This window comes from Pseudomonas sp. MF4836, assembly GCF_002018875.1.
Taxonomy (GTDB): Bacteria; Pseudomonadota; Gammaproteobacteria; order Pseudomonadales; family Pseudomonadaceae; genus Aquipseudomonas.
On sequence record NZ_MVOL01000004.1, the window covers coordinates 437,009 to 452,757 of the forward strand.

Consider the following 15,749-nt stretch of genomic DNA (forward strand, 5'->3'; position numbering starts at 1 on the left):
CTCAGGCGCCGCTGCCTTCAAGTGGCGCCTGCTCTGCAAAATACCACCGCCCGTCTGTCACCGTAGCCTGCAACGGCACATCCCAGCTCGCCTGATCCAGTCGCTCGACCTTCTGACACTCATGCGCCAGGCCCAATAGCGTCGGCTTGCGCCAATTCTGGCGCCGGGCCAGGTACGCCAGGCTGCGGTCATAGAAGCCGCCGCCCATCCCCAGGCGCCCCCCCATATCGTCGAAACCGACCAACGGCAATAGCACCAGGTCCAGGGCCCAGACCTTGCGCTGGCGTGCGACATTCACCCGTGGTTCAAGAATCCGGAAACGATTGGGCCGCAGCTTCTCTCCCGGACGTACCCGCTGGAACACCATCTTGGTCCTGGGCCAGGCGCTGAGCACCGGCAGGTAGGTGGCCTTGCCCCGACGCTGGGCGGCGCGCAGCAGCAGGCGCGGGTCGATTTCACCGTCGGTGGGTAGGTACAGGGAAATATGCCGCGCCCGGCGGAACAGCGGGTTTTGCGCCAGCTGTCGATACAGCCCGCGTGCGGCCTGGCGCTGCTCGCTGGGGCTGAGGGCACGCCGCGCGCGGCGCAGCAGGCGACGAAGTTGCGGGCGGGAGAGGGGGGCGTCGGTCATGGGGGCAGGCCGTGGGAGCTGGGTTCGGATGGCCCAGCCTACCGCTAAACGGCCGGCGCCAGAAACAACAATGCCAGCACGATGGCTGGCATTGGTTTGCAATTCAGGCTCCCCGGATGAACCGCTGTCGACTTAGCCCTTGAACCCGAAAGTTCAAGGTGGAAGATGCAGTAGGCTTTAAGGCTTTCCGTCTAGCGGACATGCACACCAGCCCAACGTGCAACCTCCAGGGTAGTGCGAATCGGCTCAGGGACATCGTCAACTGGCAAGCACCCCAGGGAGTGGCGGGAGTATACCGCAACCGCCTTCAGGAATCAGCTTTGGGTTGTTCCGGATCGGTCGCCAGGACCAGATCGACGCGCTCCAGCAGGTCGCGTACTTGCTCGCGGGTCGAACCGCTGGCCTGTATATCGGGGCGCTCCTGCTTGTGCAGCAAATCGTGGGTAATGTTGAGGGCGGCCATGACGGCGATGCGATCGGCGCCTATGACTTTGCCGCTGCTGCGAATCTCGCGCATCTTGCCGTCCAGGTAACGGGCGGCGCTCACCAGGTTGCTGCGCTCTTCCTGGGGGCAGATGATCGAATACTCTTTGTCGAGGATCTGCACGGTTACGCTATTGCTTGAACTCATGAGTCTTGCTCCAGGGCCTTGAGGCGCGAAATCATCGATTCGACCTTACGCCGGGCGATTTCATTTTTTTCAATGAGGTGCGCGCGTTCCTCGCGCCAGGTCTTTTCCTGAGCTAATAAGAGTGCGTTTTGACTCTTTAGTTGCTCGACCCTGGTAATTAGCAATTCGAGTCTGGCCATCAGCGCTTGCAGGTCGGTGTCTTCCATTGGATCCCACTGGATTTGTCTGATGAGTGGCAACAGGCTGGGCAAACGAGTTGACGGCCTTGATGGTCTTGGCGCGTCCGCCGATGCTACGATACAAGGCCTCCATTCTAGACATTGCGCCGCTTGGCGCCTAGCTGCCCATGCCCATTCAGAATTCTCCGTACAACGCCTTCGCCACCCTGCTCACCAGCAGCGGTCACCCTGTCTCGCCAGCCGAATTGCACGGCCTGTTGCTCGGTCGCAGTTGCGCCGGCGCCGGCTTTGATGTCGACGGCTGGTTGATCGACGCCGCCGAACTGCTCGAAGGCGAACCACAAGACAACGTGCGCAACGCCTTGATCGGCCTGCAGGAAATGGTCAAGGGCGAGCTGACCAGCGATGACATGACCGTGGTTCTGCTGTTGCCCAGCGACGATGCGCCCCTGACCGAACGTGCCGCGGCACTGGGCCAGTGGTGCCAGGGCTTCCTCAGCGGTTTCGGCTTGAACTCCCGCGACAGCAGCGCCCTGAGCACCGAAGCCACCGAAGTGTTGCAAGACCTTGCCGCGATCGCCCAGGTGCAAGATGCCCTGGAAGAATCCGATGACGGCGAAAGCGACTATATGGAAGTGATGGAGTACCTGCGGGTCGCCCCCTTGCTGTTGTTCACCGAGACCAACAAGAAAGTTGAACCGGCTGCCAAGCCGTCTTTGCACTAACTGCTTGATAGGGAAGTCCGTCTGCCCATGATCCATATCCCGAAATCGGAATACACCCGCCGCCGCAAGGCGCTCATGGCGCAGATGGAACCCAACAGCATCGCGATTCTGCCGGCCGCCGCCGTGGCGATCCGCAATCGCGATGTCGAGCACGTGTACCGCCAGGACAGCGACTTCCAATACCTCAGCGGTTTCCCCGAGCCCCAGGCGGTCATCGTCCTGATGCCGGGCCGCGAGCATGGCGAGTACGTGCTGTTCTGCCGTGAGCGCAACGCCGAGCGTGAACTCTGGGACGGCCTGCGGGCTGGCCAGGAAGGCGCGATGCGCGACTACGGCGCTGACGATGCCTTCCCCATCACCGACATCGACGACATCCTGCCGGGCCTGATCGAAGGGCGTGACCGGGTCTATTCGGCCATGGGCAGCAATCCGGAATTCGACCGGCACCTGATGGACTGGATCAACGTCATCCGCTCTAAAGCGCACCTCGGCGCCCAGCCGCCGAACGAATTCGTTGCCCTGGATCATCTGCTGCACGACATGCGCCTGTATAAATCGGCGGCAGAAGTGAAGGTCATGCGTGAAGCCGCGCGGATTTCCGCCCAGGCCCATATCCGCGCCATGCAGGCCAGCCGAGCCGGTCTGCATGAGTTCAGTCTGGAAGCCGAGTTGGACTACGAGTTCCGCAAGGGCGGGGCGAAGATGCCGGCCTACGGTTCCATCGTCGCCGCCGGGCGCAACAGCTGCATCCTGCATTACCAGCAGAATGACGCGCTGCTCAAGGACGGTGATCTGGTGCTGATCGATGCCGGTTGCGAGATCGACTGCTACGCCAGCGACATCACCCGTACCTGGCCGGTCAACGGTCGGTTTTCGACGGAGCAGAAGGCGATCTACGAATTGGTCCTGGCTTCCCAGGAAGCGGCGTTTGCCGAGATTGCACCGAACAAGCACTGGAACCAGGCCCATGAGGCCACGGTGCAAGTGATCACCCAGGGCCTGGTGCAGTTGGGTTTGCTCGAAGGCGATGTCGACGAACTGATCGCCAGCGAAGCCTACAAGGCGTTTTACATGCACCGCGCCGGGCACTGGCTGGGCATGGATGTGCACGACGTCGGCGAGTACAAGGTCGGCGGCGAATGGCGGGTGCTGGAGGTCGGCATGGCGCTGACGGTGGAGCCGGGGATTTACATTGCCCCGGACAATCAGAACGTGGCGAAGAAGTGGCGCGGCATTGGCGTGCGCATCGAGGATGACGTGGTTGTGACCAAGCAAGGTTGTGAGATTCTCACCGGTGGCGTGCCGAAGACGGTCGCCGAGATCGAAGCACTGATGGCCGCCGCACGGGCCCAGGTCGCATGACCCGGGTCAATCTGGCGATCATCGGTGGCGGCCTGGTCGGCGCCAGCCTGGCGTTGGCGTTGCAGGCCGGGGCCAAGGCCCGGGGCTGGAAGATCGTGCTGATCGAACCCTTCGCCCCCGGCGACAGTTACCAGCCCAGCTATGACGCCCGCTCCTCGGCACTGTCCTTTGGCGCGCGACAGATTTATCAGCGGCTGGGTGTGTGGCAGGAAATTTCCCGTCGCGCCGAGCCGATCAAGCAGATTCATGTCTCCGACCGTGGGCGGTTTTCCACCGCGCGCCTGTCGGCCATGGAGGAGGGGGTTCCGGCCCTCGGTTATGTGGTGGAGAACGCCTGGCTTGGCCAGTGCCTGTGGCAGGCCCTGGACAAGGACGTGATCAATTGGCGCTGCCCGGCTGAAGTCACGCGCATGGAGCCGTTGCCGGACGGCTACCGCCTGACCCTGAATGACGAGACCACCCTGGAATGCGAGCTGGCGGTATTGGCCGATGGCGGCCGCTCCGGGTTGCGCGAGCAGCTGGGGATCGGGGTCAAGAATCGCCCTTACAACCAGAGCGCGCTGATCGCCAACATCACCCCCAGCGAAGCCCACAACGGCATGGCCTTCGAGCGTTTTACCGATGACGGGCCGATGGCCTTGCTGCCCCTGCCGGAAAATCGCTGCGCCCTGGTCTGGACCCGCCTGGGGATGGATGCGCAGCGCCTGGCCAGCCTGGATGACCGCAGCTTCCTCAGCGAGCTGCAGGGCGTCTTCGGTTATCGCCTGGGCACCCTCAAGCAAGTGGGCGCGCGGCATCTTTATCCGCTGTCACTGGTGGAGGCCGAAGAACAGGTGCGCCCGCACCTGGCCGTCCTCGGCAACGCCGCCCACAGCCTGCATCCGATTGCCGGCCAGGGCTTCAACCTGTCTCTGCGCGATGCCCAGGCCCTGGCCGATGCGTTGCTGGCCAGCCAGGATTCGCCAGGGGATTTCGCCACCTTGCAGGCTTATCGCGAACGCCAGCGCCAGGATCAGACCCTGACCGTGGGCTTCTCCGACCAGGTCACCCGCCTGTTTGGCAGCAAGCAGCCGCTGGTGTCCCTGGGGCGCAATATGGGCCTGCTGGGGCTGGATCTCTTGCCTCCGGCCAAGCGCTGGTTTGCCCGTCAGGCCATGGGCCTGGGTACGCGCCCGGATGCTTAAGTGGCTGAACCAGCGCCTGGGCAAGGCGCGCCTGCTGCGCTGGATCATGTGCCTGTATCCGCCGTACCTCGGTGCCGGGGTGCGGGTCCGCCACATCAGCGCGGATTTTCGTGAGGTCCGGGTGTCCATGGGCCTGGGCTGGTACAACCGCAACTATGTCGGCACCCAGTTCGGCGGCAGCCTGTACGCCATGGTCGACCCGTTTTTCATGTTGATGCTGATGGAAAACCTCGGCCGCGAGTACATCGTCTGGGACAAGGCCGCCACCATTGATTTCATCGCCCCGGGCAAAGGCCCGGTGTTCGCCCGGTTCACGATCGACCAGGCCCTGCTCGAGCAGATCCGTCAGCACACCGCCAGTGGCGAGAAGTACCTGCCGTTGTTGCAGGTGGATATCCACGACGGCGACGGCACTTTGGTGGCGCGGGTCGATAAAACCCTTTACGTGCGGCTCAAGCCGCAAGCGAGACAGGCTTAAAGCATGGAAATGCGCGCAGATCTGCTGATTGTCGGTGCCGGAATGGTCGGTAGCGCCCTGGCGCTGGCCTTGCAGGACAGTGGGCTGGAAGTCCTGCTGCTCGATGGCAGCCCGCTGACGGTCAAACCCTTCGCTGCCGAGGCGCCCTTCGAGCCGCGTGTGAGTGCCTTGTCGGCGGCCAGCCAGCGGATCCTGCAACGCCTGGGCGTCTGGGAGGGGATTGCCCGACGCCGCACCAGCCCTTACGCGCAGATGCAGGTCTGGGATGGCAGTGGCACCGGGCAGATCCACTTTTCGGCGGCCAGCGTGCATGCCGAGGTGCTGGGGCATATCGTCGAGAACCGCGTGGTCCAGGACGCCTTGCTCGAGCGTTTGCACGAATGCGACCTGGGCCTGCTGGCCAATGCGCGCCTGGAGCAGATGCGGCGCTCCGGGGATGACTGGCTGCTGACCCTGGCCGATGGCCGGGTGCTGCGCGCGCCCCTGGTGATCGCGGCCGATGGCGCCAACTCGGCGGTGCGGCGCCTGACCGGTTGCGCCACCCGCGAATGGGATTACCTGCACTACGCCATCGTCACCAGCGTGCGCAGCAGCCAGCCGCACCAACTGACCGCCTGGCAGCGTTTCACCGACAACGGCCCCTTGGCGTTTCTGCCACTGGAGCGCGATGGGCAGCAGGACTGGTGCTCGATTGTCTGGTCAACCACGCCAGGCGAGGCCGAGCGCCTCATGGCGCTGGACGACGAGGTGTTCTGCCGCGAGCTGGAGCGCGCCTTCGAGGGTCGCCTGGGCACGGTGCTGAGCGCCGACCCACGGCTCTGTGTGCCGCTGCGCCAGCGCCATGCCAAGCGCTACGTAGCCGAGGGCCTGGCGCTGATCGGCGACGCCGCGCACACCATCCACCCGCTGGCCGGGCAAGGCGTCAACCTGGGCTTTCTCGATGCGGCGGTGCTGGCCGAAGAACTGCTGCGCGCGCACAGCCGTGGCGAGCGCCTGGCCGATGTGAAGGTGCTCAGCCGTTTCGAACGCCGGCGCATGCCGCACAACCTGGCGTTGATGGCGGCGATGGAAGGCTTTGAACGTTTGTTCCAGGCAGACCCGCTGCCGTTGCGCTGGCTGCGCAACACCGGGTTGAAAATCGTCGACCAGATGCCCGAAGCCAAGGCGCTGTTTGTACGTCAGGCGCTGGGGTTGAGCGGCGATCTGCCGGCATTGGCCAAGGCCTGAACCCCTCGGCTCTGCGCCCATTGCGTTCGGTGCAACATCTGGTAACGCCTCAAGGACACGTTCGGTTTGAGAAGGTAAATGTGAGTCCTTATCATTTGGCCTCACTTTGATATCGAGAGACCGCTCCCATGTTGGCACCGAAGCGTCTACTGACTGCCCTGGCACTCACCCTTATCGGCGGAACCGCCCAGGCGGCCGATGAGGTGGTGGTCTACTCCTCGCGTATCGACGAGCTGATCAAGCCGGTGTTTGATGCCTACACCAAAAAAACCGGGGTACAGGTCAAGTTCATCACCGACAAGGAAGCGCCCCTGATGCAGCGGATCAAGGCCGAGGGTGAAAACGCCACCGCCGACCTGCTGCTCACCGTGGATGCCGGCAACCTCTGGCAAGCCGAGCAGATGGGCATTCTGCAACCGTTCACCTCCAAGGTGATCGACGCCAATATCCCCCTGCAATACCGCTCCTCGGCCCACGCCTGGACGGGCCTGAGCCTGCGCGCGCGGACCCTCGCCTACTCCACCGACCGCGTTAAACCGGGTGACTTGACCACTTACGAAGCCCTGGCGGGCAAGCAATGGGAAGGCCGACTGTGCCTGCGCACGGCGAAAAAGGTCTACAACCAGTCGCTGACGGCCACGCTGATCGAAACCCATGGCGCGGAGAAAACCGAAGAGATCGTCAAGGGCTGGGTCAACAACCTGTCCACCGATGTGTTCTCCGACGACATCGCGGTGCTGGAAGCGATCAACGCCGGGCAATGCGACGTCGGTATCGTCAACACCTACTACTACGGCCGCCTGCACAAGCAGAAGCCGGATCTGGCGGTGAAGCTGTTCTGGCCGAACCAGGGCGACCGTGGGGTGCACGTCAACCTGTCGGGCATCGGCCTGACCAAGCATGCGCCGCACCCGGAAGCCGCCAAGGCCCTGGTGGAGTGGATGACCACCCCGGAAGCGCAGAAGATCTTCGCCGACGTGAACCAGGAATTTCCGGCCAACCCGGCAGTGCAGCCGTCGGCTGAAGTGGCCAGTTGGGGCAAGTTCGTCGCCGATACCCTGCCGGTGGAAGTGGCCGGCAAGCGCCAGGCCGAAGCCATTCGCCTGATGGACCGCGCTGGCTGGAACTGAGCCTGCCGTTATACTGCGCCCCGCCTATGCGGGGCGTTTGCTTTAAAGGGGCGGCGATACCGCCCAGCGCGAGCACGCTCCTCGCCCCGGAGATCCGCAAGCCTTTTTGCCTGTCCCACCTGCCCGAGAGTTTTTTGTGGCCCATCCCGCCCAACGCCGCTGGTATCCCCTGGTCTTCGCCATTGCCGCCCTGGTCCTGCTGCCGCTGAGCGTCCTGCTGCTGTCCTGGCAGGTGGTCGACCAGCAGATCTGGTCGCACCTGTGGCAAACCCAGATGCCGAGGCTGCTGGGCAACACCTTGGTCCTGGTGTTGGGGGTGGGTGTCGGCGTGACCCTGCTCGGGGTCAGCCTGGCGTGGTTGACCAGCCTCTGTGAGTTTCCCGGTCGGCGTTGGCTGGATTGGGCGCTGATGCTGCCGTTCGCGATTCCGGCTTATGTGCTGGCCTTTGTCTTTGTCGGCCTGCTGGATTTTTCCGGCCCGGTGCAAAGCCTGCTGCGTGAGTGGTTCGGCAGCGGGTTGCGCCTGCCCCGGGTGCGTTCCACCGGCGGGGTGATCCTGGTGCTGGTGCTGGTGTTCTACCCCTATGTCTACCTGCTGGCGCGCACCGCATTCCTGGCCCAGGGCAAGGGCCTGATGGAGGCCGCGCGGGTATTGGGCCAGTCGCCGTGGCAGGCGTTCTGGCGCGTGGCACTGCCCATGGCGCGCCCGGCCATCGGCGCCGGCGTGGCCTTGGCATTGATGGAGACCCTGGCCGATTTCGGCGCAGTCGCCGTGTTCAATTTCGACACGTTCACCACCGCTATCTACAAGACCTGGTATGGCTTCTTCAGCCTGTCCAGCGCCGCGCAACTGGCCAGTCTGTTGCTGCTGGCGGTGATGCTGGTGCTGTACGGCGAGCGTCGCGCCCGTGGCGCCAGCCGTGCAGGCAATGAGCGGCCGCGGGGCAAGGCGTTGTACCACCTGCGCGGGCTCAGGGCCCTGGCAGCCAGCAGTTGGTGCCTGCTGGTCTTCGCCTGCGCCTTCGTGATTCCGCTGCTGCAACTGGTGGTGTGGTTCTGGCAGCGTGGACGCTTCGACCTCGACGAGCGCTATGCCGGGTTGATCGTGCACACCCTTTACCTGGGGGCCATGGCGGCGCTGATCACGGTGAGCGTGGCCCTGCTGCTGGCGTTTGCCCGGCGCCTCGCGCCGACCCGGGCGATCCGTACCGGGGTCAGCCTGGCCAACCTCGGCTATGCGCTGCCGGGCTCGGTGCTGGCGGTGTCAATCATGCTGGCGTTCAGTTACCTGGACCGCGAGCTGGTGATCCCGCTGTCGAGCTGGCTCGGCGGCGCCGGCAAGCCGCTGCTGCTGGGCAGCCTCTGTGCGCTGTTGCTGGCGTATCTGGTGCGCTTCATCGCGGTGGCCTATGGGCCGCTGGAAAACAGCCTGGCGCGGATCCGTCCGTCCTTGCCGGAAGCTGCCCGCAGCCTGGGGGTCAGCGGGCCACGACTGTTTTGCAAGGTGTATCTGCCGTTGCTGCTGCCCGGAACCCTCAGCGCCGCGTTGCTGGTGTTCGTCGATGTGCTCAAGGAAATGCCCGCCACCCTGCTGATGCGCCCGTTCGGCTGGGACACGCTGGCGGTACGGATCTTCGAGATGACCAGCGAAGGGGAGTGGGCGCGTGCTTCGCTGCCGGCCTTGACCCTGGTTCTGGTCGGGTTGTTGCCGGTCATTGGCTTGATCCGCCGCTCGGCTCATCGAATCGGTTAGGTGCCAGTCCTCAACCTTGCGGCTACAATGCGCGGCATTCGGTGCGGTCCATCTTCGGATCTGCTGGCTGGAATCGGCTGAAAGCCATCTATTTCAAGGCTTTCACTCGTGCAGCGGCGGTCCGCACCTTCGCCACGCCCGGAAGGAGAAACCCATGGGACAGCGCACGCCTCTGTATGACTTTCACCTCGCCCTTGGCGCGAAGATGGTCGATTTTGGCGGTTGGGACATGCCTCTGCATTACGGCTCGCAAGTCGAGGAGCACCATGAGGTGCGCCGTGACTGCGGTGTTTTCGATGTATCCCATATGACCGTGATCGACATCAGCGGCCCCCAGGCCAAGGCCTGGCTCCAGTATCTGCTGGCCAATGATGTCGAGCGCCTGCAAAGCCCCGGGCAGGCTTTGTACAGCACCATGCTCAACGAACGTGGCGGCATCGTCGACGATATGCTGGTCTACCGCACCGAAGACGGTTACCGGCTGGTGGTCAACGCCGCCACTCGCGACCAGGACATCGCCTGGATGCAGGCGCAGCTGGGGGCGTTCCAGGTGCAGTTGCGCGAACGCTCGGACCTGGCGTTGCTCGCCATCCAGGGCCCCCAGGCGCGGCACAAGATCGCCGAACTGGTGACCCAGGCCCGTGGCGCGTTGATCCACCAGCTCAAGCCATTCGAAGGCCGTTTCGACGGTGACTGGTTTATCGCCCGTACCGGCTATACCGGCGAGGATGGTCTGGAAATCATGTTTCCGGCCGATCAGGCCCCGGCATTCTTCAACGACCTGGTGGGCGCAGGCATTTCCCCTATCGGCCTTGGCGCCCGCGATACCTTGCGTCTCGAGGCCGGGATGAACCTGTACGGCCAGGACATTCACCAGGATGTTTCGCCCCTGGCGGCCAACATGGCCTGGAGCATTGCCTGGGAGCCGGCCTCACGCAAATTCATCGGTCGCACTGCACTGGAAGCCGAGCGGGCGAGCGGAGTGAAGCAGAAGCTGGTGGGCCTGGTCCTGGAAGAACGCGGTGTTTTGCGAGCGCATCAGGTGGTTCGCATCACAGATGTTGGCGAAGGTGAGATCACCAGTGGTAGTTTCTCCCCTACGCTGAGCAAATCGATCGCACTGGCGCGGGTGCCGATGGCCACCGCCGACCGTGCAGAAGTGGAAATCCGTGGCAAGTGGTACCCGGTTCGAGTGGTCAAGCCGACCTTCGTGCGCCATGGCAAAACCCTGATCTAACTTTTTCCGGCGGGCAGTCAGCCGCTGACATTTCTTCTTGAGGACACAGAATATGAGCGATATCCCTGCCGACCTGCGTTTTGCCGAAAGTCATGAATGGGCCCGTGTGGAAGCCGATGGCAGCGTGACCGTGGGTATTAGCGACCACGCTCAGGAAGCCTTGGGCGACGTGGTATTCGTCGAGCTGACCGAAGTCGGCACCGTGTTCGGTGCAGGGGATCAGGCGGGCGTGGTGGAGTCGGTCAAGGCGGCTTCCGATATCTACGCACCGGTGGCGGGCGAAGTGATTGCCATCAACGAAGAGTTGAGCGCCAGCCCCGAGCTGCTCAACAGCGACCCGTATGGCGCCTGGATCTTCAAGCTCAAGCCAAGCAATGCCGCAGATCTGGATAAGCTGCTGGACGCTGCCGGCTACAAGGCCGCCATCGGCGAGTAAGCCCTTGGAAAGAAAAAGCCTCGATCATTCGAGGCTTTTTTATGGGCGCCGTATCAGGCGTCTTTCAGCACGGCCTTGACCGCCGCCACCGAGCGCTCGACGTCGCTTTTGCTCATGCTGGTGAACATCGGCAGCGAAACGATCAGGCGCCCGACCCGTTCCGCCACCGGGAACATGCCCTCCTTGAAGCCGAGTTTGCGGTACAGGCTCAGCAGGTGGATGGGCGGGTAGTGATAGCCGATCCCGATGCCGCGTTCCTGCATCTGCTCCATAAAACTGGCGCGGGCGGGCTTGCCGTCCCGGCGTTCAGGCAGCACCAGTTGGAACAGGTGCCAATTGCTGTTGCTGAAGTCCGCCGGCGGCAGTTGGGCGCCGTAGGTGGCCTCGAAATCGCTGCCGAAGCAGTCGAAGTAGTAGCGGGCCAGTTCACGGCGATGGGTGGTGATGTGTTCGATATGGGCGAACTGCCCCAGGCCGATGGCGGCGGCGACGTCGGTCATATTGAACTTGCCGCCCAGGACATCCACATCCAGCCCGTCGAAACCGTTGCGGGTGACGCCTTGCAGGCGGTACTTCTCGGCCAGGCGCACTTCTTCGGGGGTGTTCAGCACCAGGCAGCCGCCCTCGGACGAGGTGACGTTTTTGTTGGCCTGGAAGCTGAATGACACAAAGTCACCGCTGGCGCCGATGCGCTGGCCGTCCCAGCTCGAACCCAGGGCCTGGGCGGCGTCTTCCACCACCCGCAGGCCGTGCTTGCGCGCCAGGGCGTAGAGGCGCGTCATGTCCACCGGTAACCCGGCCAGATACACCGGGATGATGGCTTTGGTGCGGGGGGTGATCGCCGCCTCCACCTGGGCCAGGTCGAGGTTGCGGGTGATCGGGTCGATATCGGCAAATACCGGAGTGGCGCCGACTTCCAGAATCACGTTGGCCGTGGCCACCCAGGAGATCGGGGTGGTGATGACTTCGTCGCCGGGGCCGATGCCGGCGATGCGCAGGGCGATCTCCATGGTGCAGGTGCCGGAGTTGAAGGTGCGCACCGGGCGTCCGCCGAAGAACTCCGAGAGCTGGGCTTCGAACGCCTGGACCTTGGGCCCGCTGGTGATCCAGCCCGAGCGCAGGACGTCGCCGACAGCGGCGATGGTGGCTTCATCGATGGTGGGTTTGGAAAACGGCAGGAAAGGCAGTTGGCTCATGACGAGGGTGCACCCGGTAAGCAGAGGGTAGAAACAGGCAGGGTGCGCGCCGAGGCTGGCGCGCTGACGCCCAGCATAATGGTACCGATTCGGCGACGGCGCCAGCGCGTCGACGCCCGAAAGCGGCTGCTATGCTGGCTTGACCGTGTTGCATCGACGTTGAGCGCCACTTAAGAGAGAGCCCGTCATGTCCCAGTTGCCGTCCTTGAGCCAATTGCGCGATCCGAACGCTTTTTTACGCCGCCACCTGGGGCCCGATGCCGCCGAGCAGCAGGCGATGCTCGAGAGCCTGGGGCTGGGCAGCCGGACCGAGCTGATCGAGCAGACAGTGCCGCCGGGAATTCGCTTCAAGGGAGCGCTGGCACTGCCGCCAGCCCTGGACGAAGAGGCGGCCCTGGCCAAGTTGCGTGGCTACGCCGAGCAGAACCAGGTCTGGACCAGCCTGATCGGCATGGGCTACCACGCCACTCTGACCCCGGGGGTGATTCTGCGTAACGTGCTGGAGAACCCCGGCTGGTACACCGCTTACACCCCCTACCAACCGGAAATCGCCCAGGGCCGGCTCGAGGCCCTGCTCAATTTTCAGCAACTGACCATCGACCTGACCGGCCTGGAGCTGGCCAATGCCTCGCTGCTGGATGAAGCCACTGCGGCGGCCGAGGCCATGGCCCTGGCCCGGCGGGTGGCCAAATCCACCAGCAACCGCTTCTTTGTCGACCATAACTGCCACCCGCAGACGATTTCCGTGGTTCGCACCCGGGCCGAAGGGTTTGGCTTCGAGCTGGTGGTCGACGCTGTGGATAACTTGCCGGGGCAGCAGGTGTTCGGGGCCTTGCTGCAATACCCGGACACCCATGGCGAGATACGCGACCTGCGTCCGCTGATCGACCACCTGCATGGGCAGCATGCCCTGGCCTGTGTCGCCACCGACCTGCTCAGCCTGCTGCTGTTGACGCCGCCGGGCGAGCAGGGGGCCGACGTGGTGCTCGGCTCATCCCAGCGCTTTGGCGTGCCTATGGGTTACGGCGGTCCCCATGCGGCCTTTTTTGCCTGCCGTGACGAGTACAAGCGAGCCATGCCGGGCCGGATCATCGGCGTGTCGCGGGACGCCCGGGGCAATGTGGCCCTGCGCATGGCCCTGCAAACCCGCGAGCAACATATCCGTCGCGAGAAGGCCAATTCCAATATCTGCACGGCCCAGGTGCTGCTGGCCAATATCGCCGGTTTCTACGCGGTGTATCACGGGCCCGAGGGCCTCAAGCGCATTGCCCAACGGGTGCACCGGCTGACCTGCATCCTGGCCGCCGGGCTGGAGCGCCATGGCACCACCCGGCTCAATCGGCATTTTTTCGACACCCTGACCCTGGAGGTGGGCGGGAGCCAGACGGCGATCATCGAAAGCGCCAAGGCGGCGCAGATCAACCTGCGGATTCTCGGGCGCGGGCAATTGGGCCTGAGCCTGGATGAGGGCTGCGACGAAAGCACCGTGGCTCGCTTGTTCGACCTGTTCCTGGGGGCCGACCACGGGTTGCAGGTGGCCGAACTCGATGCCCAGGCGCTGCCCGGTGGAATCCCCCCCGAGCTGCTGCGCAGCAGCCGCTACCTGACCCACCCGGTGTTTAACGCGCACCACAGCGAAACCCGGATGCTGCGCTACCTCAAGCAGCTGGAAAACAAGGACCTGGCGCTCAACCAGTCGATGATCCCGCTCGGCTCCTGCACCATGAAGCTCAACGCCAGCAGCGAGATGATCCCCATCACCTGGCCGCAATTTGCCAACCTGCATCCCTTTGCTCCCCTGGAGCAGGCGGTGGGCTATGGGCTGATGATCGACGAATTGCAGCGCTGGCTGTGTGCGATCACCGGTTTCGATGCGATCTGCATGCAACCCAATTCCGGGGCCCAGGGCGAGTACGCCGGGTTGTTGGCGATCAGTAAGTACCACGCCAGCCGGCAGCAGGCGGGGCGTGATATCTGCCTGATTCCAGCCTCGGCCCACGGCACCAACCCGGCTTCGGCGCAGATGGCCGGGATGCAGGTGGTGATTGTCGAATGCGACGCTGCGGGCAACGTCGACCTTGAAGACCTCAAGGCCAAGGCCCAGGCCGCCGGCGAGCACCTGGCCTGCCTGATGGCGACCTATCCATCGACCCATGGCGTGTACGAGGAGGGCATGCGCGAAATCTGCGAAGTTATCCACAGCCATGGCGGCCAGGTGTACATGGACGGAGCCAACCTCAATGCCCAGGTCGGCCTGGCCCGGCCGGCGGATATCGGCGCCGATGTCTCCCACATGAATCTGCACAAAACCTTTTGCATTCCCCATGGCGGCGGTGGCCCGGGCATGGGGCCGATCGGCGTGCGGGCGCACTTGGCGCCGTTTGTCGCCAATCATCCGGTGGTGCCGCTGGAGGGGCCGTTGCCAGGCAACGATGCGGTCAGCGCGGCGCCGTGGGGCAGCGCGAGCATCTTGCCCATCAGTTGGATGTACATCGCGATGATGGGCCCGCAATTGGTGGATGCCAGCGAGGTGGCGATCCTGGCGGCCAATTACCTGGCGGAGCAGTTGAGCGGGGCCTTTGCGGTGCTCTACAGCGGGCGCAATGGGCGGGTGGCCCATGAATGCATCCTCGACCTGCGACCGCTCAAGGCCCAGACCGGAATCAGCGAGGAGGACGTGGCCAAGCGCCTGATGGATTACGGCTTTCATGCGCCGACCATGTCCTTTCCGGTGCCGGGAACCCTGATGGTCGAACCCACGGAGAGCGAGTCCAAGGCCGAGCTGGATCGGTTTATCGAGGCGATGCTGAGCATTCGCGCGGAGATCGCCCTGGTCCAGGACGGCCACTGGCCAGCCGACGACAACCCGCTCAAGGGTGCGCCCCATACCCTGGCCGATATCACCGGAGTCTGGGAGCGGCCCTACAGCATTCAACAGGCGGTGCTGCCCAGCGCCCATACCCGTAGCCACAAGTACTGGCCGACAGTGAATCGGGTCGATAACGTCTATGGCGATCGCAACCTGTTTTGCGCTTGCGTGCCGGTGGATGCCTATCGCTGAGGGCGGACTGATCAAAAAACAGGCAAAAAAATGCCGCTCATGGGAGCGGCATTTTTTATCTCACAACTTTTATCTCACAACCGCGATCACTCTTGCGCGACCGCGTTTTTGGCCAGGATGGCGTTGGCCAGTTCCATGTCCGTCGCCTGCAGGCCCGGGTTATCGGCCCGGACTTTCTGCATGGCGGCTTCCAGGTACGGGCCACGGATCCCGCCGTCGCTGGCAACGAAACTGCCCGCGTCGTCCTGCGCCGCAACGATCAGTTTGTGATCCTTGAAGGTCAGGTAGGTGGAACCGGTGGTGGCACCGGAGGAAATGACGTTACGCCAGAAGCTGTCGGCCATTGCCGAACCGACAGGAAGGGAGAGCAAGGCAAGTGTCGCGACAGCTATTTTTAGACGCATGGTGGGTGACTCCGACTGGGGGTATCTGAACAATTTGATTACAGACGACCTGAAGGAGTTCCGTGGCATGGGAAGAAGGTTTTCGACCTGTGGTGGGTGTTTGGCCGGCGAGTGC

At 63.8% G+C, this 15,749-nt stretch carries 15 protein-coding genes and 1 other RNA gene; 10 read left to right on the top strand and 6 right to left on the bottom strand.

What is annotated here, in order from left to right; genetic code table 11:
- Window position 1: 1 nt before the first annotated feature.
- The 4 genes from MF4836_RS12205 to MF4836_RS12220 form a co-directional block, all read right to left on the bottom strand.
- Window positions 2–631, bottom strand: coding sequence for a 5-formyltetrahydrofolate cyclo-ligase (locus MF4836_RS12205; RefSeq protein WP_078470528.1), 630 nt, complete (start codon window positions 629–631; stop codon window positions 2–4).
- Window positions 632–736: 105 nt separating this feature from the next.
- A non-coding RNA gene (ssrS, locus tag MF4836_RS12210) (6S RNA) lies at window positions 737–915 on the bottom strand.
- A 23-nt stretch (window positions 916–938) separates the two neighbouring features.
- On the bottom strand, window positions 939–1,262 hold the full coding sequence (locus MF4836_RS12215) for a cell division protein ZapA (protein ID WP_020295926.1): 324 nt from the start codon (window positions 1,260–1,262) through the stop codon (window positions 939–941).
- Window positions 1,259–1,468, bottom strand: a complete 210-nt coding sequence (locus tag MF4836_RS12220; protein ID WP_007940359.1) for a TIGR02449 family protein — start codon at window positions 1,466–1,468, stop codon at window positions 1,259–1,261. Before MF4836_RS12220 ends, MF4836_RS12215 begins: the two co-directional genes overlap by 4 nt.
- A gap of 140 nt (window positions 1,469–1,608) precedes the next feature.
- On the opposite strand from MF4836_RS12220, the gene MF4836_RS12225 reads away from it, so the two are divergent.
- The 9 genes from MF4836_RS12225 to gcvH all read left to right on the top strand — a co-directional run bounded on the left by MF4836_RS12225 (window position 1,609) and on the right by gcvH (window position 10,973).
- Window positions 1,609–2,166: a YecA/YgfB family protein gene (locus MF4836_RS12225; protein ID WP_078470529.1), complete on the top strand. Its 558-nt coding sequence runs from the start codon at window positions 1,609–1,611 to the stop codon at window positions 2,164–2,166.
- 27 nt (window positions 2,167–2,193) lie between these two features.
- The gene (pepP, locus tag MF4836_RS12230) at window positions 2,194–3,528 is read left to right on the top strand and encodes a Xaa-Pro aminopeptidase (RefSeq protein WP_078470530.1); all 1,335 of its coding nucleotides are present in this window, start codon (window positions 2,194–2,196) and stop codon (window positions 3,526–3,528) included.
- Entirely contained in the window at window positions 3,525–4,712 is a 1,188-nt protein-coding gene (gene ubiH, locus MF4836_RS12235) for a 2-octaprenyl-6-methoxyphenyl hydroxylase (RefSeq protein ID WP_078470531.1), read from the top strand. The genes pepP and ubiH overlap by 4 nt, the downstream gene beginning before the upstream one ends.
- Window positions 4,705–5,190, top strand: a complete 486-nt coding sequence (locus tag MF4836_RS12240) for a DUF4442 domain-containing protein (protein ID WP_078470532.1) — start codon at window positions 4,705–4,707, stop codon at window positions 5,188–5,190. Before ubiH ends, MF4836_RS12240 begins: the two co-directional genes overlap by 8 nt.
- 9 nt (window positions 5,191–5,199) lie before the next feature.
- The gene (locus MF4836_RS12245; RefSeq protein ID WP_178102938.1) at window positions 5,200–6,417 is read left to right on the top strand and encodes a 2-octaprenyl-3-methyl-6-methoxy-1,4-benzoquinol hydroxylase; all 1,218 of its coding nucleotides are present in this window, start codon (window positions 5,200–5,202) and stop codon (window positions 6,415–6,417) included.
- Window positions 6,418–6,545: 128 nt separating this feature from the next.
- A complete protein-coding gene (locus tag MF4836_RS12250; protein ID WP_078470534.1) occupies window positions 6,546–7,547 on the top strand; it encodes an extracellular solute-binding protein in 1,002 nt (333 codons plus the stop codon).
- 136 nt (window positions 7,548–7,683) lie between these two features.
- Window positions 7,684–9,300, top strand: coding sequence for an ABC transporter permease (locus tag MF4836_RS12255; protein ID WP_078470535.1), 1,617 nt, complete (start codon window positions 7,684–7,686; stop codon window positions 9,298–9,300).
- Window positions 9,301–9,454: 154 nt separating this feature from the next.
- Window positions 9,455–10,537, top strand: coding sequence for a glycine cleavage system aminomethyltransferase GcvT (gene gcvT, locus MF4836_RS12260; RefSeq protein WP_078470536.1), 1,083 nt, complete (start codon window positions 9,455–9,457; stop codon window positions 10,535–10,537).
- 52 nt (window positions 10,538–10,589) lie between these two features.
- Complete coding sequence (gcvH, locus tag MF4836_RS12265) at window positions 10,590–10,973, top strand: glycine cleavage system protein GcvH (RefSeq protein WP_020295916.1); 384 nt, start codon at window positions 10,590–10,592, stop codon at window positions 10,971–10,973.
- Window positions 10,974–11,026: 53 nt separating this feature from the next.
- Here the strand turns inward: gcvH and MF4836_RS12270 are convergent, their stop codons facing one another.
- Window positions 11,027–12,169 carry a DegT/DnrJ/EryC1/StrS family aminotransferase gene (locus MF4836_RS12270; protein WP_078470537.1) on the bottom strand — a complete coding sequence of 381 codons (1,143 nt, stop codon included), beginning with the start codon at window positions 12,167–12,169 and terminating at the stop codon, window positions 11,027–11,029.
- 187 nt (window positions 12,170–12,356) lie between these two features.
- Between MF4836_RS12270 and gcvP the strand changes: the two genes are divergently transcribed.
- Complete coding sequence (gcvP, locus tag MF4836_RS12275; protein ID WP_078470538.1) at window positions 12,357–15,230, top strand: aminomethyl-transferring glycine dehydrogenase; 2,874 nt, start codon at window positions 12,357–12,359, stop codon at window positions 15,228–15,230.
- 86 nt (window positions 15,231–15,316) lie between these two features.
- Here gcvP and MF4836_RS12280 read toward each other — a convergent pair whose 3' ends face one another.
- Window positions 15,317–15,634 (bottom strand): DUF2388 domain-containing protein, encoded by a 318-nt coding sequence (locus tag MF4836_RS12280; RefSeq protein ID WP_020295913.1) that lies wholly within the window; start codon window positions 15,632–15,634, stop codon window positions 15,317–15,319.
- Window positions 15,635–15,749 lie beyond the last annotated feature (115 nt).

Coding starts and splice junctions, on each gene's coding strand:
- MF4836_RS12250 (WP_078470534.1), top strand. CDS start 6,546: ATGTTGGCACCGAAGCGTCTACTGACTGCCCTGGCACTCACCCTTATC.
- gcvT (WP_078470536.1), top strand. CDS start 9,455: ATGGGACAGCGCACGCCTCTGTATGACTTTCACCTCGCCCTTGGCGCG.
- MF4836_RS12245 (WP_178102938.1), top strand. CDS start 5,200: ATGCGCGCAGATCTGCTGATTGTCGGTGCCGGAATGGTCGGTAGCGCC.
- MF4836_RS12240 (WP_078470532.1), top strand. CDS start 4,705: ATGCTTAAGTGGCTGAACCAGCGCCTGGGCAAGGCGCGCCTGCTGCGC.
- MF4836_RS12280 (WP_020295913.1), bottom strand. CDS start 15,634: ATGCGTCTAAAAATAGCTGTCGCGACACTTGCCTTGCTCTCCCTTCCT.
- pepP (WP_078470530.1), top strand. CDS start 2,194: ATGATCCATATCCCGAAATCGGAATACACCCGCCGCCGCAAGGCGCTC.
- MF4836_RS12205 (WP_078470528.1), bottom strand. CDS start 631: ATGACCGACGCCCCCCTCTCCCGCCCGCAACTTCGTCGCCTGCTGCGC.
- MF4836_RS12270 (WP_078470537.1), bottom strand. CDS start 12,169: ATGAGCCAACTGCCTTTCCTGCCGTTTTCCAAACCCACCATCGATGAA.
- MF4836_RS12225 (WP_078470529.1), top strand. CDS start 1,609: ATGCCCATTCAGAATTCTCCGTACAACGCCTTCGCCACCCTGCTCACC.
- MF4836_RS12220 (WP_007940359.1), bottom strand. CDS start 1,468: ATGGAAGACACCGACCTGCAAGCGCTGATGGCCAGACTCGAATTGCTA.
- MF4836_RS12215 (WP_020295926.1), bottom strand. CDS start 1,262: ATGAGTTCAAGCAATAGCGTAACCGTGCAGATCCTCGACAAAGAGTAT.
- gcvP (WP_078470538.1), top strand. CDS start 12,357: ATGTCCCAGTTGCCGTCCTTGAGCCAATTGCGCGATCCGAACGCTTTT.
- gcvH (WP_020295916.1), top strand. CDS start 10,590: ATGAGCGATATCCCTGCCGACCTGCGTTTTGCCGAAAGTCATGAATGG.
- ubiH (WP_078470531.1), top strand. CDS start 3,525: ATGACCCGGGTCAATCTGGCGATCATCGGTGGCGGCCTGGTCGGCGCC.